Here is a 20,553-nt window from a genome sequence, read left to right on the forward strand (position 1 = left end):
TCGACGGTGATCCGGCCGCCCTCGACGGTACCGCCGGGCAGGACCAGGCGGGCGCCGGCCAGTGCAGTTCGGTCCGCGGTCACGCGGTCACCTCCGGCGGTTCTGCGGTCGGCCGCAGACTGTGAGTGAAGTTGATTGATATCGAGCCATCATACTCATCTTCGAGCGCGCGGCCAGGCTCGCGGCCGACCCGCCGGAACGCCTGAAACGGCCCCACCCAGGCGAGTCGACGCCCGAGCGGGCTAGACTCACGTCATGCTCAAAGCTGATCGCACCGCCCGGATCCTCTCGCACGTCACCGAAGCAGGGAGCGCCGACGTGCATGCGCTCGCCGAGCTGCTGGACGTCTCGACCGCGACCGTCCGCCGCGATCTCCAGGAGCTCCACGAGCAGGGGTTGCTGCACCGCACCCGGGGTGGCGCGGTGACCGGCTCGGTCAACCTCGAACTGCCGCTGCGCCACCGGAGCGAGAAGCAGCGGGAGGAGAAGCGCCGGATCGCCCAGGCGGCCGCCGAACTCGTGCCGGAGGGCGCGGTGGTGGGCCTCAGCGGCGGCACGACCACCAGTGAGCTGGCCCGGGTGCTCGCCGAGCGCTCCGGTATCACCGTGGTGACCAATGCGGTGAACATCGCCGCCGACCTCATCGTCCGCCCCGAGGTGCGGCTGGTGGTGATCGGCGGCATCGCCCGCACGGCCAGCTATGAGCTGGTCGGCCCCGCCGCCGACCGGATGCTCTCCCAGTACCACCTGGACATCGCCTTCATCGGGGTGGACGGCCTGACGGCCGAGGAGGGCTGCACCACGCACGACGAGATGGAGGCCCAGACCGACCGTGCGTTCCTGCGCAGCACCGCGCGGGCCGTCGTGCTGGCCGACAGCACCAAGGTCGGCAAGGTGACGTTCGCCCGGATCTGCCCGCTCTCCGAGGTCCACGACCTGGTCACGGACGACGGCCTCACGGACGCGCAGAAGAAGGCCTTCACCAACTGCGGGGTGCGGGTGCGCCGGGCCTGAGCCGGCGCCCGCGAACGCAGGCGCCCCGCCGCCCGGGAAGGGCGGCGGGGCGTGGGCGGGGTGCCTCGGCCGAGGTGCCGGCGCAGGGTGTGTGGCTCAGGCCTTGACGCCGCCCGCCGTCAGATCGGTGCGCCAGAAGCGCTGCAGCAGCAGGAAGGCGACGACCAGCGGGACGACCGAGACCAGGGAGCCGGTGACCACCAGGTTGTACGGGGTGTGGTCCTTGAGCCCGTTCCAGTAGTACAGGCCCAGGTTGACCGGCCACAGCTTCTGGTCGGACAGGGTGACCAGCGGGAGGAAGAAGTTGTTCCAGATGGTGGTGAACTGGAACAGGAAGACCGTCACCAGTGCCGGCGAGAAGATCCGCAGGACCACCGTGAAGAAGATCCGGAACTCCCCCGCGCCGTCCATCCGCGCGGCCTCCAGGATCTCGTCCGGGACGGAGGCGTCCGCGTAGATCCGGCAGAGGTAGACGCCGAACGGGCTGATCATGCTGGGCAGCAGGACCGCCCAGACGGTGTTGACCAGGTGGGCCTTGGAGAGCAGCAGGTAGACCGGCAGGGCGAGCAGCGGCGCCGGGACGAGCACCGCGGCGAGGATCGTGTTGAACACCGCCTCGCGGCCGCGGAACCGGTACTTGGTGAGCGCGTAGCCGGCCATCGCCGCGAGCAGCGTGGCGGCCGCGGCGCCGACTCCCGCGTACAGCACGGTGTTGAGGAGCCAGCGGAAGTAGAGGCCGTGGTTGGCGGTGGCCAGTTCCTGCAGGTTGTCCCCGAGGTGGAAGCCGGAGAACCACAGGCCGCCGGTGCCGAACAGGTCGCTGCTGGTCTTGGTGGAGCCCACCAGCAGCCACCAGGCGGGCAGCAGGAAGTAGGCGGACAGCGTGAACAGGACGGCCGTGCCCAGCACGTTCGCCCGTGGGCGGCGCCCGGTCGGCAGGCGGTCGGGCCCGGGGCGGCTGGCGGGGCGCCGGGCCGGGGCGGGCCCGGCCTGCGCGGGGCGGCGCTGCAGTCTGGTGCTCATGCGGTCACCCGCTTTCCGGTGAGGCGCACCGAGAGGCGCAGGAAGGTGAAGGACAGCACGCAGGTGGCGAGCGCCAGCAGGACGGCGATCGCCGCCGCCTTGCCGTAGTCGTTGTTGCCGAAGGCCGCGTTGTACGCCGCCATGTTGGGGGTGTAGTCCGCGGAGACGGTCGAGGCCAGTGAGTGCAGGACCATGGGTTCGGTGAACAGTTGGAGGGTGCCGATGATCGAGAAGATCCCGGTCAGCACCAGCGCGGGGGCCACCAGCGGGATCTTGATGTGCCAGGCGATCCGCCAGGGCCCTGCGCCGTCGAGGTCGGCGGCCTCGTACAGGTCGCTGGGAATGGCCTGCAGCGCGGAGAGGATGACCAGCATGTTGTAGCCGGTCCAGGTCCAGGTGACGATGTTGGCCATCGACCACAGCACGGTGTCCGGGGAGAGGAAGTCGGCGTCGATGCCGATGTTCTTCAGGCCGGAGACCAGCGGGCTGGTGCCGGGGAGGTAGAGGAACGCCCACAGGATGGTGGCGACGACGCCGGGGATCGCGTACGGGAGGAAGTAGGCGAGCCGGAAGAACCTCCGCAGCCGGGTGCCCTTCGCGTCGATCAGCAGGGCCAGGCCGAGGGCCAGACCGAGCATCAGCGGCACCTGGACGACGCCGAACAGCAGGACCCGGCCGATGCCGTCGACGAACGAGCCGTCCCCCAGGGCGGCGGAGTAGTTGCCCAGTCCCGCGAAGACGGTCCTGGCCGGGCCGAAGCCGAGGCCGGAGCGCTCGATCCGGAACAGGCTCTGCCACAGCGCGTACCCGATGGGCAGCAGGAACAGGGCGGTGAACAACAGTCCGAAGGGGAGGAGGAAGCCGAGGGCCGCGCGGTTGCGGGCCGGTCCCCGCCGAGCGGGTGTGGCCTCGGGGCCGGTGCGGCCCGTCACCACCTGGGTTGCTGCGCTCATCTGGAATCTCTCTCGTACGGGCGGTGGTCGGTCCGGGGCCGGCGGACGCGGGGTCCGCCGGCGGGCCGGTCAGCCGGCGGTGACCGTCAGCCCCTTGGCCTTCATCGCGTCCACCGTCTTGTTCTGCACGGTGCCCAGGGCCGCGGTCAGGTCGCCGTGGGCGGCGACGGCCGCGCCGAAGGCATCGGTGAGGTCGCTGGAGGTCTGGGTCATGGTCGGGCCCCAGCTCCACTTGGGGGCCTGCGCCGTCGACTGCTTGAAGACGTCGAAGATCGGCTGGTTGCCGAAGTACGCGTTCGGCTTCGCCAGGGCCGGCGCCGAGGTGCCGCTGGTGGAGGCGGGGTAGATGCCGGCCTTGTCCACGAGCGTGCCGACGGCGGCCGGGTCCGTGCTCATCCAGTTGGCGAACTGCAGCGCCGCCGCGGTGCTCTTGCAGCCCTTGACCACCGCGGTGGACGAACCGCCGTCGTTGCCGGTCGACTTGGCGCCGTCCTGCCACTGCGGCATCGGGGCCACCGCCCACTTGCCGGCCGCCTGTGCCGCGTTCTGCTCAAGGGTGGAGGAGAACCAGACCGGGCCGGGGTAGGCCGCGAGCGTGCCGTCCTGCAGGTCCTTGTACAGGTCGGGGCTGAAGCTCTGCTCGGACTTGATCTGGCCCTTGTCGACCAGGCCCTGCCAGTACTTCGCGACCTTGGCGGTGCCCGGGTCGCCCGCCAGCGAGACCTTCCAGCCCTTGTCGTCGGTGCCGAACCAGCTGCCGCCGGCCTGGGCGGACATGCCCGCGAACCACCACGGGTCGTCCGGGTTGAACACGCTCAGGTAGCCGTTCGGGTTGGCGGCCCGCACCTTGGCGGCGTCCGCGGCGAACTCCTCCCAGGTGGCCTGCGGCTTCAGGCCGTACTGGGCGTACAGGTCGGTGCGGTAGTAGAGCGCCATCGGCCCCATGTCCACCGGGATGCCGTACACCCGGCCGCCGACCTTCACCGCGTTCCAGGCGGCCTCGCCGTACTGCGGCTGGTACTGCCCGCTCTCGCCGTCGACGTCCTGGACGGCGCCCTCCACGACGAAGCTGGGCAGCGACTCGTAGCCGACCTGGGCCAGGCAGGGCGCGTTGCCGGCCTTGACGGCCGCGAAGATCTTGGCGTAGCCGCCCTTGCTGCCCGGGACGATCTTCTCGAAGGTGACGTGGACTCCGGGGTGGCCCGCGTTGAACTGCGCGACCGCCTCCTCGTATCCGGGTGCCCAGCCCCAGAAGGTGACGTCGGCGGACCCGTCGGCCCCGGACGGGCCGTCGCCGCCGGATCCGCACGCCGCGACGCCGGCGAGCAGCGGCAGCGCGGCGGCCGCGGTCAGGATGCGGGTGCGGATTCGTGTCTTCGCCATGGATCTGGTCCTTTGCGTGTACGGGCCCTCGGTCGCCGCGGCACGGCGCCGGGTGGGGGCGGTCGGCGCGGGCGGGTCCGGGCTGGGTGGGGGGGTCGGCGGAAGGGGCTGGGGTTTCGGGGGCGGGAGCCCGCCGGGAGTGCCGCCGCGGGTCGGCCGCCGCCTCTCCGGGCAGGGGCCGGGCCAGGCCGCGGGGGCGGTGGTCGCGTGTCCGCCGAATCGCCACGCTGCTCCCAGGTGCTCACTATCGAGCAGTATTGCTCAATATCGAGCATCTTCCTAGGGGTTCGGAGCACGAAGCGGTCTCGGTTTCGACACGGCCCGCCGGGTGGCGGGCCGTGTCCCGGCCGGTCGGGCGGCGGCCGTCAGCCGAGGTCGGGCCGGGGTACGAGGTGCACGGCGGGCTCCGCGCACCGGTCGAGTTCGAGGACGGCGATCTCGTTGCGGCCGCTGCGCAGAACCGGCCAGGGCAGGTACAGCGTCCGCTGGGGACCGCGGTCCCAGTAGCGGCCGAGCAGGAACCCGTTGACCCAGACGTAGCCCTTGGTCCAGCCGGGCAGCGCGAGGTAGCCGTCGGCCGGCTCCTCGACCTCGAACAGGCCGCGGTGGAAGGACGGACCGGGGCGGTCCGCCGGGGGTCCTGCGGTGTCCCAGGGCAGCCGGGCGGGGGTGCCGTCGGCCAGCGGCATCGGGTCGGCGCTCCAGCCGTGCAGGTGCTGCTGGGTGTGCAGGACGGCGGCGACGCCCTTCCGGTCCCCGATCCCGGCACCGTAGTTGACCCGGCCCATCGACTCGACCAGGAGCTCCAGGCGGGCGCCCTCGGCGGGTACCGGCACCCGCAGCGGCTCGTGCTCGGCGTCGCGTTCCAGGGTGGCGAGGTGGGTGCCGTCGACGCGGACGTGGGCCCGGTCGGCGAGCCCCTCCACGGTCAGCGGGTGGTCGGTGCGCGGGCCGGGGATGGTGGTCCGGTAGCGGACCAGGCCGTGCTGGAGGCCGAGCTCCTCGAAGCTGGGCGGGACGGCGGATCGGACCTCCCCGGTGGACAGCCGGTCCACGACGTCCGCCAGCGGCAGGTACCGGTCGAGCTCGATCCGGCGCGGCTCCAGGGTGGGCGGGAGTTCCTCGGGCTGCGGCAGCGGGCCGTCCGCGTAGGCCGACAGGACCTCGCGGAACGCCCAGAACTTGGCCGTGGGGGCGCCGCGTTCGTCCAGCGGGGCGTCGTAGTCGTAGGAGGTGACGGTCGGCAGGTACTGCCGGCCGGTGCGGGGGTCGGCGGTGTTGGCGCCGGCCCAGGTGCCGAAGTTGGTGCCGCCGTGGGCCATGTAGAGGTTGACGGACGCCCCGGCCGCCAGGATCTCGCGCAGGGCCGCGGCGGCGTCCTCGGCGGGGCGGGTGGTGTGCTTCTCCCCCCAGTGGTCGAACCAGCCGTTCCAGAACTCCATGCACATCGGCGGGTCCTGGGGGCGGTGGCGGCGCAGCTCGGCGAAGGCCTCCGTCGCGCGGCTGCCGAAGTTGACGGTCGCGAGGTGGCCGGTGAGGGTCCCGCCGGTGAGGAAGAAGTCCTCGGGCCCGTCGGAGGTGAACAGCGGGACGTCGATGCCCCGGGCGCGCAGGCCGTCGGCGAGGTGGGCGAGGTAGGCCCGGTCGGTGCCGTAGGAGCCGTACTCGTTCTCGATCTGGACCATCAGGACGTTGCCGCCGCGGGTGGTCTGGTGCTCGGCGATGATCGGGATCAGCGTGTCGTACCAGCGGTCGACGTGGGCGAGGAACCGGGGGTCGCTGGTACGCGGCCGCAGGTTCCGGTCGGCGAGCAGCCACCAGGGCAGGCCGCCGTTCTCCCACTCGGCGCAGATGTAGGGGCTCGGGCGCACGATCGCGTGCAGGCCGGCGTCCGCGGTGGCCCGCAGGAAGGCCTCCAGGTCGGCGATGCCGGTGAAGTCGTGGGCGCCCGGGTGCGGCTCGTGCAGGTTCCAGGGGACGTAGGTCTCGACGGTGTTGAGCCCCATCGCCCGCAGCATCCGCAGGTGGCGAGGCCACTGCTCGGGCAGGCTGCGGAAGTAGTGCAGGGCTCCGGACAGCAGGCGCAGGGGGCGTCCGTCGAGTGTGAACCCGGCCGGGGAGATCTGGATCATGGGTGGTCCTCGTGGGTGCGGGGCGAGCGGCGGCCGGTCCGCGCTCCGGTGGCGGACCGGCCGGCCGCTTCACGCGGTGGTCGCCGGTGTGACGGTCGGCAGGAGTCGGCCGACGGCCTCGATGATCGCTCCGCGGCCCGCGGCCAGGTACGACCGGGGGTCGACGGTCCGTTCGTCGCCCGCCAGGTGGGCCCGGACGGCGGCCGTCATGGCGGCGCCCAGGGCGGTGCCGATGTTGACCTTGGCGATGCCGCCCCGGACGGCCCGGCGCAGTTCCTCGTCGGGTACGCCGGAGGAGCCGTGCAGGACGAGCGGGACGTCGAGGGCGTCGTGCAGCGCGCGGAGCAGGTCGTGGTCGAGCCGGGCGTCGCGGGAGGTCATGGCGTGGGAGCTGCCGACGGCGACGGCGAGGGCGTCCACGCCGGTCTCCTCGACGAAGCGCCTCGCCTCGCCGGGTTCGGTGCGGGCGCCGGGGGCGTGGGCGGGCAGCGGGCCGCGGCCGTCCTTGCCGCCGACCTCGCCGAGTTCGGCCTCCAGCCAGAGGCCGGCCGCGTGGGCCCAGGCGGTCGCCTCGCGGGTGGCCGCGACGTTCTCGGCGTAGGGCAGGTGCGCGGCGTCGAACATCACCGAGCCGAACCCGCGGTCGGCGGCCTCGTGGAGCAGGTCGCCGGTGGTGACGTGGTCCAGGTGGAGCGCCACCGGGACGGTGCTCGGTTCTGCGCACTGGACGGCGGCGGCGGCGAGCGGGGCCAGCCGCCCGCCGTGGAAGCGCACCGCGTTCTCGCTGACCTGGAGGATCACCGGCGCGTGGGCGGCCTCGGCGGCGGCGACGACGGCCTCGATGTGTTCCAGGGTGACGACGTTGAAGGCGGCGACGGCGCCGTGCCGGGCCGCGGCCCGGGTGACCAGGTCACCGGTGGCTGCCAGGGGCATGGGGATTCTCCTGAGGGTGGCGGCCGCTTCGGGCCGGAGGAGCCGGCGGAGCCGGGGTGGCGGGGCCGCGGGTGGGCGTGGCCGGGGTGGCCGGGCCGCGGGTGGGCGTGGCCGGGAGGATCCGGACCAGGGGGAGGTGGCCGCGGTAGGCCTGTGGGTCGAACCGGCCGGCGTACGGGGCCTGGACGGCGGCGGCCGACAGGGCCACCGCGCGGGTCAGCGCCTGCGGCCAGGGCGCGCCGTCCGCGAGGGCCGCGGCCAGCGCCGCGACCACCGCGTCCCCCGCCCCGGTCGGGTTGCCGCGCACCACGGCCTCCGGGGGGAGGCGGGCCCGCCAGGTGCCGTCCGGGGTCACCGCCAGCAGCCCGTCGGGGCCGAACGAGGCGACCACCGCCCGGGCGCCCCGGTCGGCCAGCGCCCGGGCCGCGTGGAGCGGGTCGGCGATGCCGGTGGCGTGCCGCAGCTCGACCGCGTTCGGTTTGACGACGGTGGGCCGGGCGTCCAGCGCCTCGGTGAGCGCCGCGCCGTCGGCGTCGAGGACGACGGGCACGCCGTGCTCGTGGGCGAGGCGGACCAGGTCGGCGTACGCCCCGGGCCGCACGCCCGGGGGCAGGCTCCCGGAGAGCACCAGCGCCCGGGCGGTGGGGAGCAGGCTCCGGACCGCGGTGCGGAGCGCGGCCCAGTGCTCGGTGGAGAGCTCCGGTCCCGGCTCGTTCAGCACGGTCGCGTCGGTGTCGTCGACCACGGCGACGGTCCGCCGGGTCGACGCGTCGGCGGCCAGCGGGACGCCCAGGCAGGAGATGCCGGCCCGGTCGAGGTCGGCCCGCACCGCCGCTCCGGTGGGCCCGCCGAGTGGCAGGACCGCCGTGGTGCGGCGGCCGAGGGCGTGCAGCACCCGGGCCACGTTGACGCCCTTGCCCCCGGCCTGTTCGTGGACGGCGGCCACCCGGTGGCTGGTGTGCGGGCGCAGCACGGTCAGGCCGTAGGTGAGGTCCAGTGCGGGGTTGGGTGTGACGGTGACGATCACGTTGCCGGGCTCCGCTCCGGGGCCGGGCGGGCCGCCACCGCGTCCAGTGCGCGCAGGCCGGCGCCGAGGCAGCCGGCGCCGTCCCCGAGCGCGGCCGGGGCCAGCCGCGGCACGGCCTGGATCCGGGCGCGGGCGGCCAGGGCGGCGGCCAGCGGGGTGAGCAGCTGCTCGCCGGACTCGGCGAGGCCGCCGCCCAGCACGACCAGCGGCGGGTCCAGCACCAGGACGGCCGTCAGCAGGGCGTCGGCGAGGGCCTCGACCGCCTCGTTCCAGACGGCACGCGCCACCCGGTCGCCCGCGGCGGCGAGCCGGGCCACCTCGGGTGCGGGGGTGGGTCGGCCGGTGGCCTCGGTGAAGCGCCGGGCCACGGCGGCGGCCGAGGCGTACGTCTCGGCGCAGCCCCGGGCGCCGCAGGCGCAGAGTTCCCCGCCGGGCCGCACCACGAGGTGGCCGATCTCGCCGGCCCGGTGGTGCGCGCCGGGCAGGGCGCGGCCTCCGGTCATCACGGCGGCCGCGATGCTCGTCCCGACCGGGACGAACAGGAAGCTCTCCGTGCCGCGCCCTGCGCCGAGTCGGGCCTCGGCGAGGCCGCCGGCCCGGACGTCGTGGGTGACGACGGCGGGCAGGCCGGTGCGCTCGGTGACGAGGTCCCGGAAGGGGACGTCCCGCCAGCCGATGGTGGCGGAGTAGACGCCCGTCCCGGTGTCCTCGTCGACGATGCCCGGTACGGCCAGGCCGACGGCGTCGACCTCGGCGCCCTGCTCGGCGGCCTGCCGCAGCAGGTCGGCGACCAGGTCGACGATGGTGGCGACGACGGCCTCGGGGCCGTGCTCGCGCCCGGTGGCGCGCCGCACCTGGTGGCGGACGGCCGCCTGGCGGTCCAGCAGCGCCGCCTTGATGCCGGTGCCGCCGACGTCCACGGCGACGACCCGGCGCTGCGCGGTCATGAGCCGGCGAGGACCACGGAGCGGGTCAGGTTGCGCGGCCGGTCCGGGTCCAGTCCCCTGGCGGCGGCGAGTTCCACGGCCAGCCGGTGGACGCGTACCAGCTCCGCGAGCGGGTCGAGCCCGCCCTCGATCCACTGCGTGCCCGTGCGCCGCACCTGCTCGGCCAGCCCGGCCGGTGCGGCGCCGAGCATCCAGGTGGCGGTGGACGGCGCGGCGATGCTGATCGGGCCGTGCCGGTACTCCATGGCCGGGTAGGCCTCGGTCCAGGCGAGGGCGGCCTCGCGCAGCTTGAGGCCGGCCTCGTTCGCCAGCCCGACCGTCCAGCCGGTGCCGAGGAAGGTGAACTGGGTGCGGTCCGGCAGGCCTTCGGGCAGCGGCTCCGCCAGGGCCCGGCGGCCGTCGTGTTCGACCGCCTCGGTGTGCAGGCCCAGGTGGGCGCGGAGCAGGGTCAGGGCCGTGGTCGCGAAGCGGGTCTGCACCACGGACCGCTCGTCGGCGAAGTCCAGGACGGTGACATCGTCGGCCGCGGCCATCACCGGGGTGTCCGGGTCGGCCGTGACGGCCGAGGTCCTGACCTGTCCGGCCACGCGCTCCAGCAGGGTCAGGACCTCGGTCGTGGTGCCGGAGCGGGTCAGCGCGATCACGCGGTCGTAGGAGCGCACGCCCGGGAACTCGGAGGCGGCGAAGGCGTCCGTGACGCCCTGTCCGCTCGACTCCCGGAGGGCGGCGTACGCCTGTCCCATGAACAGCGATGTCCCGCAGCCGATCACCGCGACCCGCTCACCGGTCTCCGGCAGCGTTCCGCGGGATTGCGCGGCCAGTTCCGCCGCCCGGTGCCAGCAGTCGGGCTGGCTGGCGATCTCGGCCTCGACATGGGTCGCCATCGGCCACCTCCATCAATGCTTGTTGCTGATAACTGCTTCTTTCTGACTCGATTCAAGCATCTTTGGACATCCAGAGGAACCCGTGTGCGCAGATATTTGCTCAGAGGTGTTGACAGTTGCGTGCAAGGGGGCCGGATACTGCATGCCATTGCAGGCTCGGTCCGTCGCGCCCCACGCCGACGGCCGCCGGGCCGGAGAAGACCCGACCCCCTCCTGTCCCCCAGCGGTGCAGCACCGAAGGAGCCCTCGTGTCCGCCCCACCCCGCAGAGCACTCGCCGCCGCCCTCGCCCCGGCACTCCTGGCGCTGAGCACGGGCATCGCCCCGACCGCGTCGGCGGCCCCGACCGACGCCTCGTACACCGTGAGCGTCGGCACGCCAACCCGGTACGCCCACCCCACGGACACCCCCGCCGTCCCGTACGTCGACAAGGACGGCACGTTCTACTTCCAGCAGTCCGCCGCGCTCTACGGCGCGACCGACCCCCGGTACTGGGACTTCTTCAGCGGCAAGGACTTCGACAGCGCCACCCGGTCCGCCGCGATCAGCGACGCGGTCAACCCCGCCAACGCCGACGACCGGAACAACGACACCACCTGGCGCTGCAACAACAGCCCGACCGGCCGGGAGGCGACCTTCCCGCCCGCCGGGTCGGGCTACGCCCAGAAGAACTTCTGCGACCTGTCCGGCGTCTGGGTCGATCCGGACACCGGCCACTGGTACGGGCTGGTCCACAACGAGTTCACCCCGCAGCCCTTCGGCGACGGCCTGCACTACGACGCCGTCGACTACGCGGTCTCCACCGACCAGGGCCGGACCTGGACCATCAGGGACCACGTCATCACCTCGCCCTACAGCACGAAGCGGGGCGACACCACGGCGTTCCCGAACCAGACCTACGACTACGGCGACGGCGACCAGCGGCTGTTCGTCGACACCGCCTCCGGCTACTTCTACGTCTTCTACGGCTCGCGGATCGTCGAGAAGAGCGGCGGCTGGAAGGCCTTCCACGAGCACGTCGCCCGCGCGCCGATCTCCGCCAAGATGGCGCCCGGCTCATGGCAGAAGTGGTACGACGGAGCCTGGTCCCAGCCCGGCGTGGGCGGCCGGGAGAGCAACATGGTCCCCGTCGACGCCACCCACCCCGACGGCTACACCCCGGTCTCCGGGGAGTACGACCCGGCGAACACCGGCACGGTGGCCCAGCAGGTCGCGGCCGGCCGGATGCCCGCCACCTCGCCGCTGTTCGTCATGGACATCACCTTCAACGCCTACCTGGGCCTCTACATCGGCGAGCCGCAGGCGGTCGACCAGAGCGGGTCGGCGCCCCAGCAGTACTACGCCACCACCGACCTCGCGTCCCAGAAGTGGTTCCCGATCGGCGACAGCGGCGGCTACCACACCGCGTCCTGGTACCGCTGGTTCCTCGACGGCGCGAACCGCACCAGCTCCGCGATCGTCGGCAGGAGCTTCCGTTCGTACTGCGCGTTCGGCTGCTCGGGCGGCGCGTCCGGCGAGTACGTCGACGTGACCATCGGGAGCTCCGCCCCCGCCGCCCCGCCGGTCGACCTCGGAAAGACCTACCGGATCGGCAACGCCGACGGCCGGGTCCTCGCCCAGGCCTCCACCGGCACCGCCACCACCTCGGTACCGACGGCGACCGGCTCGGCCCTGGAGTCCTGGAGCTTCGCCGCCAACGGTGACGGCTCCTACCGGATCGCCAACGCCGCCACCGGCGCACTGCTGGGCGTCGACTCCACCGCCGTCGCCGGTCGGGCCTGGGGCGCGCGGCCCACCGCGGCCCCCGCCGGCGCGGGCGGACCCACCGTCGGCCAGCAGTGGTTCGTCATCCGGTCCACCTCCTCCGCCGGAACGGCCACCGGCACCGTCAAGCTGGTCAACCGCTACAGCGGCCTGGTGCTCGGCCTCTCCTCCACCGCCGACCGGCCCGCCGAGACCACCGCGGTCCGCAGCTGGACCAACACCACCGGCGACGCCGTCGGCGGCACCCGCACCGCGGGCGAGCAGACGCTCACCCTGACCGCCACCGGCACCACCACCGACCCGCCGCTCGACGGGACCCACACCCTGACCGTCGTCGGCAAGGCCCTCGACGACCCCGGCCACTCCACCGCCAACGGCACCCGGCTGATCACCTGGAGCCCCACCGGCGGCGCCAACCAGAAGTGGGTCTTCACCCGGCTGCCGGACGGCGCCTACCGCATCGTCAACGCCGAGTCGAAGCTCTGCATGGACGTCAGCGGCGCCTCCACCTCCGCCGGCGCCGAGGTGATCCAGTGGCCCTGCGCCGCGGAGCCCGCCGCCAACCAGCGCTGGCTCGTCACCGCCGTCGCGGGCGGCTACCGCGTCGCCTCCCAGCAGAGCCACCTGCTGCTCACCACCGCCTCCGCCAGCAACGGGGCGTTCGTCACCCAGCAGCCGGACACCGGCTCCGTGCTGCAGCGCTGGACGATCGGCTGAGACCCCGCCCCCAGGGCGGGCCCGCGGACGACGCCGGGGACCGGACGAGGCGGCACACGCCCCTCTGCCGGTCCCCGGCGTCGTCCCGGCCCGTCCGGACCAGCGCGCTCAGTGCGCGCTCAGTGCGCTCAGTGCGCTCAGTGCGCTCAGTGCGCTCAGTGCGCTCAGTGCGCTCAGTCCGCGACGATCCGTACCGCGCCCGGTACGTACTCGCGCTGACGCACCACCCGGTACCACCCCTTGGGCAGCGGTATCACCGCGTGCTCCTCGTGCACCACCCGGCCGCCCTCGGGCAGGTGCAGCCAGGCGGCACCGAACGGCCCGGCCTCGCGGCGCAGCTCCCCCGGGCCCACCACGGCGTGCGCGTGGCCGGTGACCTCGCCCAGCGCGAGCACCATCCGGCCCCGCACGTCCCGCGGCTGCGCGCCCAGCGCGCCGACCCGCGGCGGCACCGCGCTCTCCACGACCGGAACGATCAGCACATCACCCTGGCGGTACATCAGCCCTCCCTCGGCGATCCGACGGGCGTCGGAATCCCACGCCGCGAACGTAGGGCACGGGTCTGACAACGCGCCCGACCACCGACCCCGGCACCGGATTGTCGGAGCCGACTGGTAGACATCTGTTCGGCCCACACACCGAGGAGCAGCGCATGACGGTCGACACCCACATCGACACCTTCCACGGCCTCCCCGTGCTCGACTTCGTCCAGGCGGTCGAGAAGGGCGGCCCGCTGCCGGACGCGGCCGCCGTCGCCTGGAAGATCGGCCTGGAGTACGAGTCCCCGCAGACCTTCACCGAGTGCTGGCAGCAGTTCCTCGACGCGGTCGACACGAGCCGGGTCTCGGCGGTCGTGGTCGGGCTCTGGTCACCGGACGAGCCGGACAGCTTCGCCGAGCCGTTGCAGGCGATCGTCGGCGCGGCCGGGCGGCTGCCCGCGCTGCGCGCGCTGTTCGTCGGGGACATCATCAGCGAGGAGTGCGAGATCTCCTGGCTGCCGATGGCCGACATGACGCCGCTGCTGACGTCGTTCCCGCTGCTGGCCGAGCTGGTGGTGCGCGGGTCCTGCGAGGAGGGGGACGACGGCGTCGGCCTGTCGCTCCAGCCGGTCCGGCACGAGCACCTGCGGGCGCTGCGCCTGGAGTCGGGCGGCCTGCCGGCCACCGTGGTCCGCTCCATCGCCGCCTGCGACTTCCCGCTCCTGGAGCGGCTGGAGCTCTGGCTCGGCGTGGACCAGTACGGCGGCGACTCCACGATCGACGACCTGGCACCGTTCCTCACCGGCACCGCGCTGCCCGCGCTGCGCCACCTCGGCCTCCAGGACGCCGAGTACCAGGACGAGATCGCCGCCGCCGCGGCCCACGCGCCCGTGGTGGCCCGGCTGGAGTCGCTCAACCTGTCGATGGGCGTCCTCACCGACCAGGGCGCCACCGCCCTGCTGGAGGGTCAGCCGCTCACCCACCTGCGCTCGCTCGACCTGCACCACCACTACCTGACGGAGGAGTTGCAGCAGCGGCTCCGGGAGGCGCTGCCCGGCGTCGACGTCGACCTCTCCGGGGCCGGCCGACCGGACGACGAGTGGCGCTACGTCGCCGTCGCCGAGTAGCAGTACGCCCCCGCCCGCCTTCGTCCACGCCCAGGTGCAGGAGCCCGTGTGACCGTCAACCACCACATCGAGCAGTTCCACGGACTGCCGGTGTTCGACTTCCCGAACGACCCGGACCACCCCCGCGCGCAGCCCGCGCCCGGCGAGGCCGCCTGGCGGATCGCACTCGCCTACGACTCCGCCGACGACTTCGCCACCGTGTGGTCGGCCTTCCTCGCCGAGGTGGACCCGGCCGGGGTCCGGGCCCTGGTGATCGGCCCGTGGTGGCAGAACTCCTACGACGCACTGGACGACGCGCTCGACGCCGTGGTGCGCGACGCCGGGCGGCTGCCCGCACTCCGGGCGCTGTTCGTCGGCGACGTGACGTACGACGAGTGCGAGATCTCCTGGTTGGAGATGTGCGACGTCACCTCCGCGCTGGAGTCCTTCCCGCAGTTGGAGGAGCTCCGGGTGCGCGGCGGCGGCAAGCTGGGGCTCAAGGCGGTCCGGCACGACCGGCTGCGCGCGCTGGGCTTCGAGGCCGGCGGCCTTCCCTCCGCGGTCGTCCGCGCCGTGGCCGGCTCCGAGCTCCCCGCGCTGGAGCGGCTCGAACTCTGGCTCGGCGTGGACGAGTACGGCGGCGACTCCACGATCGACGACCTGGCGCCCCTCCTCGACGGCACCCGGTTCCCGGCCCTGCGCCACCTCGGCCTGCAGAACAGCGAGTACCAGGACGAGATCGCCGCCGCCGTGGCCCACGCGCCGGTCGTCGCACAGCTCGACTCGCTCAACCTGTCGATGGGCATGCTCGGCGACGAAGGCGCCGCCGCGCTGATCGAGGGCCAGCCGCTCACCCACCTGCGCGCGCTCGACCTGCACCACCACTACCTGACGGAGGAGTTGCAGCAGCGGCTGCGGGAGTCCCTGCCGGGCGTCGCCGTCGACCTCGGGCACGCCAACCACGAGGACGACCCCGAGGACTGGTACGTCGCGGTCGCCGAGTAGCCGCTCGGCACCGGGAGTCGGCCGGGCCCGGCGCCGGGCAGCCGGGCGGGCACCGGGCGGCCGGGCCCGCAGCCGGGCGACCCCGCAGGCGTCCCGACAGGAACCACAGCGAGCGGACCAGGATGAACGACGCGACCACCACACGACTGACCGTCCTCGGCAACCCCGGGCACCGGCGGGTGACGCTGTTCGCCGCCGCCGCCCGGGCCGCCGGGCTGCCCGAGCCGGCCGTGCTGCCCTGGATCGACGTGCTGCGCGGCACGTACCGGCTGCCCGAGGGCAGCGTGCTGCGGATCGAGTCGCCCGGCGAGGAGGAGGCGGTGGACGAGCTGCTGCGCGGGCCCGCCCTCGGCGCCTCCTACGCGCCGACCAGGGTGGAGGGCGGCGCGGCCTGGTACGCGGGGGTGATGGCGGCCCTGCGCGGTCTCGCACGCGTGCCGGGCGTCCGGCTGCTCGGCGAGCCGGAGGAGATCGCCGTGATGTTCGACAAGCGCCGGGCGCACGCACGGCTGGCCGCCGCCGGGGTGCCGGTGCCCCGGGCCCTCGACCCGGGGGTGTCCGGCTGGGACGACCTCTGTGAGCGGCTGCGGGCGGCCGGGCTGCGCCGGGTCTTCGTGAAGCCCGCGCACGGCTCGTCCGCATCCGGGGTGGTGGCACTGGAGTTCGGCCCGCGCGGGCAGGTGCTGGCCACCACCTCGGTGCAGCTGGCCGACGGACGGCTGCACAACTCGCTGCGGGTCCGCCGCTACCGGAGCGAGCGGGAGGCCGCCGAGCTGGTCGACCGTCTCGCGCCGGACGGCCTGCACGTCGAGCAGTGGATCCCGAAGTCCACCCAGTCCGGCCGCTCGGCGGACCTGCGCGTGGTGGTGGTCGCCGGGCGGGCCACCCACGTGGTGGTGCGGACCAGCGGTCAGCCGATGACCAACCTGCACCTCGGCGGCGCCCGGGGCAGCCTCGACCTGGCCCGGGAGGCCGCCGGTCCCGCCTGGCCCGGCCTGTTGGAGACGGCCGAGCGGGCGGCCGCCTGCTTCCCGCGCTCACCGATGGTCGGCGTCGACGTCCTGCCCACCGCCCACTGGCGGCGGGCCCTGGTCGGCGAGGTCAACGCCTTCGGCGACCTGCTGCCGAACCTCACCGGCCTGCCCGGCGGCCCCGCCGAGGGCCTCGACACCTACGGTGCGCAGATCGCCGCCCTGCGCGGGCCCGAGGCCCCGCCCGGCGCCCCGGGCCGCCCGCACGAGAACCTCCCGACCCACCGACGGCACGAGAGCCACCCGACCATGGAACCAACCCGGTGAACCACTCGATGAACGACCCGATGAACGACCCGATCGCCGCGCCCGAGCAGGCGCCCCAGCGGACGCCCCAGCGGACGCCCCAGCGGACGCCCCAGCAGGCGCCCGACATGAACGCCGTCGTGGGCGGTCACGACCTGCTGCTCGTCACCCTGGACACGCTGCGCTTCGACGTCGCCGAGGAGCTGGCCGCCGCCGGGCGGATCCCCCACCTCGCGGCCTTCCTGCCCGGCGGCCGCTGGGAGCGGCGGCACTCCCCCGGCAGCTTCACCTACGCCGCGCACCAGGCCATCCTCGCCGGGTTCCTCCCCACCCCGGCCTCCCCGGACGGGCCGCACCCGCGGCTGTTCGCCGCACGCTTCGCCGGGTCGGAGAGCACCGCCCCGCGCACCTGGGTCTTCGACGCGCCCGACCTGCCCGGCGCGCTCGCCGCGGCCGGCTACCGCACGGTCTGCATCGGCGGCGTCGGCTTCTTCAACAAGCAGGGCCCGCTCGGCTCGGTCCTGCCCGGGCTGTTCCAGGAGAGCCACTGGGAGCCCGCCATGGGCGTGCCCTCCCCGACCTCCTTCGAGGCGCAGGTCGCCCGTGCCGAGCAGGTCGCCGCGGCGCAGCCCGCCGACCAGCCGCTCTTCCTGTTCGTCAACGTCGCGGCGCTGCACCAGCCGAACTGGTTCCACCTGCCCGGCGCCACCAGGGAGCACGGGGACTCCCGGGAGAGCCACGCCGCCGCCCTGGAGTACGTGGACGCCCACATCGGCCGGCTGTTCGCCGCGATGAGCGCGCGGCGGCCGTGCTTCGCGATCGTCTGCTCCGACCACGGCACGGCGTACGGCGAGGACGGCTACACCGGCCACCGGATCGGCCACGAGGTGGTCTGGACGGTCCCGTACGCCCACTTCACCATCCCCTTGTCACCGCACACCGCCGCGTCGGCACCCGCCACCGCGGCACCGCACACCGCCGGGTCGGCACCGACCACCGCGGCACCGCACACCGCCGAGGAGACCGCATGACCACGGCGCCGGAGTCGCCCTACCAGTCGTACGTCTACGCCTACCCGCACAAGACGGCGTACCGGCCGCTGGCGGAGCGCCCCGCGCTGTCCGCGCAGTGGGCCGGTGAGCCGCAGCACGCGCTCTCGCTCTACCTGCACATCCCGTTCTGCGAGGTGCGCTGCGGCTTCTGCAACCTGTTCACCCGGATCGGCAGCCCCGAGGGCCTGACCACCGCCTACCTGGACGCGCTCGACCGGCAGGCCGCCACCGTCCGCGAGGCGCTGGACGGCGACGCCCGCTTCGCGCTCGCCGCGTTCGGCGGCGGCACGCCCACCTACCTGACGGCCGGCGAGCTGGAACGGCTCTGCGACATCGCCGAACACCGGATGGGCGCCCGTCTGGAGTCGATACCGCTCTCCGTCGAGGCCTCCCCGGCCACCGCCACCTCCGACCGCCTGGAGGTCCTCGCCGCCCGCGGCACCACCCGGCTGAGCCTGGGCGTGCAGTCCTTCCTGGACGACGAGGCCCGCTCGGCCGTCCGCCCGCAGCGGCGCGCCGATGTCGAGGCCGCCCTCGGGCGGATCCGCACGGCCGGGTTCCCGATCCTCAACATCGACCTGATCTACGGCATCGACGGCCAGACCGAGGCCGGCTGGCTGCGGTCGCTGGACGCCGCCCTGGCCTGGCAGCCCGAGGAGCTGTACCTCTACCCGCTGTACGTACGGCCGCTGACCGGTCTCGCCCGCCGCGGCGAGCAGGAGAGCCCGGCCGCCTGGGACGCCCGCCGGCTCGCCCTCTACCGCGTCGGCCGCGACCACCTGCTCGCCCAGGGCTACCAGCAGGTGTCGATGCGGATGTTCCGCCGCGCCGCCTCCCCGCAGGCCGGGAGCAGCGAGTACGCCTGCCAGACGGACGGCATGGTCGGCCTCGGCTGCGGCGCCCGCTCGTACACCTCGCAGCTGCACTACTCCTTCGACTACGCGGTGAGCGCCACCGAGGTGCGGGGCATCATCGACAGCTACGTGGCCACCGAGGACTTCGGCCGCGCCGAGGTCGGCCGCCTGATGACACCGGACGAGATCCGCCGCCGCCACCTCGTGCAGTCGCTGCTGCAGGCCGAGGGCATGCCGCTGGCCGAGTACCGCGCCCGTTTCGGCCGCACACCCGCCGAGGACTTCCCCACCGAGCTGGCCGGGTTCGCGGCCCGCGGCTGGCTCGCGGAGGACCCGCAGCGGCTGGTGCTCTCCCCCGAGGGGCTGGCCCACTCTGATGCGGTCGGTCCGATGCTCTTCTCGCCGGAGGTCCGCACCCTGATGGCCGAGTACGAGGCGAAATGACCTTCCTCGGCATGCCCTCCGCCCCACCCGCCACCTCGACCGCCCTGACCGACGCGGCCACCCCGACCGACCCTGCCGACCGGGGGCTCGACCTGAGCCTGCTCTACCGGGGCCCGCTGGCCTCCTGCGACTACGACTGCCCGTACTGCCCGTTCGCCAAGCGGCGCGACACGCCCGAGCAGCTGCGCACCGACCGCGCCGCGCTGGAGCGGTTCACCGCGTGGGTCGCGGGGCGGCGGGAGACGGGCGACACCCTGTCCCTGCTGTTCACGCCCTGGGGCGAGGCGCTGGTCCGGTCCTGGTACCGGCGCGCGCTGGTCGATCTGAGCCGGCTGCCGCACGTCCGGAGGGTGGCCGTCCAGACCAACCTCAGCTGCCGCACCGACTGGCTGGCCGAGGCCGACCCCGCCACCCTCGCACTCTGGGTGACGTACCACCCGGGGCAGGTCACCCACGACCGCTTCCTCGCCAAGTGTCGCGAACTGGACGCCCTCGGGGTGCGGTACAGCGTCGGCGTGGTCGGGCAGCCCGAGCACCTGGCCGGGGCGCGGCGGCTGCGCGACGAGCTCTCCCCCGGCGTCTACCTGTGGGTCAACGCCGCCGAGGGCCGCGTCTACACCGACGCCGAGGCCGCCGACTGGACGGCGCTCGACCCGCACTTCGGCTACAGCCGGCACGCCCACCCGAGCGGCGGCCGCCCCTGCCGCACGGGTGAGTCGGTGCTCTCGGTGGACGGCGACGGCACCGTCCGCCGCTGCCACTTCGTCCGGGACGTCCTCGGCAACCTCTACGACGGCTCGTACCGCTCCCGGCTCCAGCCGCGCGCCTGCCCGTCGCCGGTCTGCGACTGCCACATCGGCTATGTGCACCTGGAGACGCTGCCGCTGTACGACCTGTTCGGCGACGGCGTGCTGGAGCGGATACCGCACGGCTGGTGACGGGCCCCGGCGCAACAGCCGGTCACCTTCCGGGTACAGCCGGATCCGGTCACCGGGCACCCTGGGCGGTCGGGCGTCAGCGCACCTAGCCTGGAGGGAGGAGGCGATGGAAATGCTTGGAGACGCACCACTGGTGTCCATCATCCCGGCCACCGATCTGGCCCGGGCCAAGAGCTTCTACACCGACACGCTCGGCCTGAAGCTCACCGAGGAGAACCCGCGGGAGCTCGGCTTCGAATGCGGCGGCACGGAGTTCGGCATCTACGAGACACCCAGCGGCGGGCAGGCGGCCCACACGCTCGCCAGCTTCAAGGTCACCGACCTCGACGCCGAGATGGCGGCGCTTCGCGGTCGCGGTGTGACGTTCGAGGACTACGACTTCCCGGGCCTGAAGACCGTCGACGGCGTCGCCGAGGACGACGGCATGCGCGCGGCCTGGTTCAAGGACAGCGAGGGGAACATCCTCTGCCTGAACGAACGCACTGCCAAGTAGCGTCCGCCCGCACCCCACACCTCCGGGCGGGGCCTTGCACTCGGCCCCGCCCGGCCGGTCCGCTCAGTCCCCACCGGGGCGGCGTACGTCCCGCTTCGCCGGCGGCCCGTCCGGGGGCGGTCCAGGCCT

General features: G+C 73.9%; 18 protein-coding genes. 9 read left to right on the plus strand and 9 right to left on the minus strand.

Going from position 1 to position 20,553, the window contains the following annotated elements:
- Positions 1 to 255: 255 nt before the first annotated feature.
- Positions 256 to 1,014, plus strand: a complete 759-nt coding sequence (locus tag ACGFZP_RS27575; RefSeq protein WP_392938140.1) for a DeoR/GlpR family DNA-binding transcription regulator — start codon at positions 256 to 258, stop codon at positions 1,012 to 1,014.
- 96 nt (positions 1,015 to 1,110) lie between these two features.
- Here ACGFZP_RS27575 and ACGFZP_RS27580 read toward each other — a convergent pair whose 3' ends face one another.
- The 8 genes from ACGFZP_RS27580 to ACGFZP_RS27615 all read right to left on the minus strand — a co-directional run bounded on the left by ACGFZP_RS27580 (position 1,111) and on the right by ACGFZP_RS27615 (position 10,296).
- The gene (locus ACGFZP_RS27580; RefSeq protein ID WP_392938143.1) at positions 1,111 to 2,037 is read right to left on the minus strand and encodes a carbohydrate ABC transporter permease; all 927 of its coding nucleotides are present in this window, start codon (positions 2,035 to 2,037) and stop codon (positions 1,111 to 1,113) included.
- Complete coding sequence (locus ACGFZP_RS27585; protein ID WP_392938144.1) at positions 2,034 to 2,990, minus strand: carbohydrate ABC transporter permease; 957 nt, start codon at positions 2,988 to 2,990, stop codon at positions 2,034 to 2,036. The genes ACGFZP_RS27580 and ACGFZP_RS27585 overlap by 4 nt, the downstream gene beginning before the upstream one ends.
- 69 nt (positions 2,991 to 3,059) lie before the next feature.
- Positions 3,060 to 4,373 carry an extracellular solute-binding protein gene (locus tag ACGFZP_RS27590; protein ID WP_392938146.1) on the minus strand — a complete coding sequence of 438 codons (1,314 nt, stop codon included), beginning with the start codon at positions 4,371 to 4,373 and terminating at the stop codon, positions 3,060 to 3,062.
- A 365-nt stretch (positions 4,374 to 4,738) separates the two neighbouring features.
- Positions 4,739 to 6,505: a beta-galactosidase family protein gene (locus tag ACGFZP_RS27595; RefSeq protein WP_392938149.1), complete on the minus strand. Its 1,767-nt coding sequence runs from the start codon at positions 6,503 to 6,505 to the stop codon at positions 4,739 to 4,741.
- A 69-nt stretch (positions 6,506 to 6,574) separates the two neighbouring features.
- Positions 6,575 to 7,438, minus strand: a complete 864-nt coding sequence (locus ACGFZP_RS27600; RefSeq protein WP_392938151.1) for a ketose-bisphosphate aldolase — start codon at positions 7,436 to 7,438, stop codon at positions 6,575 to 6,577.
- The gene (locus ACGFZP_RS27605; protein ID WP_392938152.1) at positions 7,416 to 8,465 is read right to left on the minus strand and encodes a 1-phosphofructokinase family hexose kinase; all 1,050 of its coding nucleotides are present in this window, start codon (positions 8,463 to 8,465) and stop codon (positions 7,416 to 7,418) included. The genes ACGFZP_RS27600 and ACGFZP_RS27605 overlap by 23 nt, the downstream gene beginning before the upstream one ends.
- The gene (locus ACGFZP_RS27610) at positions 8,462 to 9,412 is read right to left on the minus strand and encodes an ROK family protein (protein WP_392938154.1); all 951 of its coding nucleotides are present in this window, start codon (positions 9,410 to 9,412) and stop codon (positions 8,462 to 8,464) included. Before ACGFZP_RS27610 ends, ACGFZP_RS27605 begins: the two co-directional genes overlap by 4 nt.
- Positions 9,409 to 10,296 carry an SIS domain-containing protein gene (locus tag ACGFZP_RS27615; RefSeq protein ID WP_392938155.1) on the minus strand — a complete coding sequence of 296 codons (888 nt, stop codon included), beginning with the start codon at positions 10,294 to 10,296 and terminating at the stop codon, positions 9,409 to 9,411. The genes ACGFZP_RS27610 and ACGFZP_RS27615 overlap by 4 nt, the downstream gene beginning before the upstream one ends.
- A gap of 248 nt (positions 10,297 to 10,544) precedes the next feature.
- Between ACGFZP_RS27615 and ACGFZP_RS27620 the strand changes: the two genes are divergently transcribed.
- A complete protein-coding gene (locus ACGFZP_RS27620; protein ID WP_392938157.1) occupies positions 10,545 to 12,776 on the plus strand; it encodes an RICIN domain-containing protein in 2,232 nt (743 codons plus the stop codon).
- A gap of 173 nt (positions 12,777 to 12,949) precedes the next feature.
- Here the strand turns inward: ACGFZP_RS27620 and ACGFZP_RS27625 are convergent, their stop codons facing one another.
- Positions 12,950 to 13,276 (minus strand): hypothetical protein, encoded by a 327-nt coding sequence (locus tag ACGFZP_RS27625; protein WP_392938160.1) that lies wholly within the window; start codon positions 13,274 to 13,276, stop codon positions 12,950 to 12,952.
- 152 nt (positions 13,277 to 13,428) lie between these two features.
- Between ACGFZP_RS27625 and ACGFZP_RS27630 the strand changes: the two genes are divergently transcribed.
- From ACGFZP_RS27630 to ACGFZP_RS27660, 7 genes are all read left to right on the plus strand, one after another.
- On the plus strand, positions 13,429 to 14,382 hold the full coding sequence (locus tag ACGFZP_RS27630) for an STM4015 family protein (protein ID WP_392938163.1): 954 nt from the start codon (positions 13,429 to 13,431) through the stop codon (positions 14,380 to 14,382).
- A 48-nt stretch (positions 14,383 to 14,430) separates the two neighbouring features.
- Positions 14,431 to 15,366 (plus strand): STM4015 family protein, encoded by a 936-nt coding sequence (locus ACGFZP_RS27635; RefSeq protein WP_392938166.1) that lies wholly within the window; start codon positions 14,431 to 14,433, stop codon positions 15,364 to 15,366.
- 122 nt (positions 15,367 to 15,488) lie between these two features.
- Entirely contained in the window at positions 15,489 to 16,664 is a 1,176-nt protein-coding gene (locus tag ACGFZP_RS27640; RefSeq protein ID WP_392938169.1) for an STM4014 family protein, read from the plus strand.
- 107 nt (positions 16,665 to 16,771) lie between these two features.
- Entirely contained in the window at positions 16,772 to 17,674 is a 903-nt protein-coding gene (locus ACGFZP_RS27645; protein WP_392938692.1) for an STM4013/SEN3800 family hydrolase, read from the plus strand.
- Entirely contained in the window at positions 17,671 to 18,993 is a 1,323-nt protein-coding gene (locus ACGFZP_RS27650; RefSeq protein ID WP_392938171.1) for an STM4012 family radical SAM protein, read from the plus strand. Before ACGFZP_RS27645 ends, ACGFZP_RS27650 begins: the two co-directional genes overlap by 4 nt.
- A gap of 11 nt (positions 18,994 to 19,004) precedes the next feature.
- Positions 19,005 to 19,931, plus strand: a complete 927-nt coding sequence (locus tag ACGFZP_RS27655; protein WP_392938174.1) for an STM4011 family radical SAM protein — start codon at positions 19,005 to 19,007, stop codon at positions 19,929 to 19,931.
- 106 nt (positions 19,932 to 20,037) lie between these two features.
- Positions 20,038 to 20,424, plus strand: coding sequence for a VOC family protein (locus tag ACGFZP_RS27660; protein ID WP_392938176.1), 387 nt, complete (start codon positions 20,038 to 20,040; stop codon positions 20,422 to 20,424).
- The last annotated feature ends 129 nt before the right edge of the window (positions 20,425 to 20,553 follow it).

This window comes from Kitasatospora sp. NPDC048239, from assembly GCF_043202015.1.
Classification (GTDB): domain Bacteria; phylum Actinomycetota; class Actinomycetes; order Streptomycetales; family Streptomycetaceae; genus Kitasatospora.

Bases quoted from the DNA above. Each gene is read 5' to 3' on its own strand.
- ACGFZP_RS27660 (WP_392938176.1), top strand. From the start codon at position 20,038: ATGGAAATGCTTGGAGACGCACCACTGGTGTCCATCATCCCGGCCACC.
- ACGFZP_RS27590 (WP_392938146.1), bottom strand. From the start codon at position 4,373: ATGGCGAAGACACGAATCCGCACCCGCATCCTGACCGCGGCCGCCGCG.
- ACGFZP_RS27580 (WP_392938143.1), bottom strand. From the start codon at position 2,037: ATGAGCACCAGACTGCAGCGCCGCCCCGCGCAGGCCGGGCCCGCCCCG.
- ACGFZP_RS27625 (WP_392938160.1), bottom strand. From the start codon at position 13,276: ATGTACCGCCAGGGTGATGTGCTGATCGTTCCGGTCGTGGAGAGCGCG.
- ACGFZP_RS27615 (WP_392938155.1), bottom strand. From the start codon at position 10,296: ATGGCGACCCATGTCGAGGCCGAGATCGCCAGCCAGCCCGACTGCTGG.
- ACGFZP_RS27595 (WP_392938149.1), bottom strand. From the start codon at position 6,505: ATGATCCAGATCTCCCCGGCCGGGTTCACACTCGACGGACGCCCCCTG.
- ACGFZP_RS27655 (WP_392938174.1), top strand. From the start codon at position 19,005: ATGCCCTCCGCCCCACCCGCCACCTCGACCGCCCTGACCGACGCGGCC.
- ACGFZP_RS27585 (WP_392938144.1), bottom strand. From the start codon at position 2,990: ATGAGCGCAGCAACCCAGGTGGTGACGGGCCGCACCGGCCCCGAGGCC.
- ACGFZP_RS27600 (WP_392938151.1), bottom strand. From the start codon at position 7,438: ATGCCCCTGGCAGCCACCGGTGACCTGGTCACCCGGGCCGCGGCCCGG.
- ACGFZP_RS27645 (WP_392938692.1), top strand. From the start codon at position 16,772: ATGAACGCCGTCGTGGGCGGTCACGACCTGCTGCTCGTCACCCTGGAC.
- ACGFZP_RS27650 (WP_392938171.1), top strand. From the start codon at position 17,671: ATGACCACGGCGCCGGAGTCGCCCTACCAGTCGTACGTCTACGCCTAC.
- ACGFZP_RS27575 (WP_392938140.1), top strand. From the start codon at position 256: ATGCTCAAAGCTGATCGCACCGCCCGGATCCTCTCGCACGTCACCGAA.
- ACGFZP_RS27640 (WP_392938169.1), top strand. From the start codon at position 15,489: ATGAACGACGCGACCACCACACGACTGACCGTCCTCGGCAACCCCGGG.
- ACGFZP_RS27630 (WP_392938163.1), top strand. From the start codon at position 13,429: ATGACGGTCGACACCCACATCGACACCTTCCACGGCCTCCCCGTGCTC.
- ACGFZP_RS27610 (WP_392938154.1), bottom strand. From the start codon at position 9,412: ATGACCGCGCAGCGCCGGGTCGTCGCCGTGGACGTCGGCGGCACCGGC.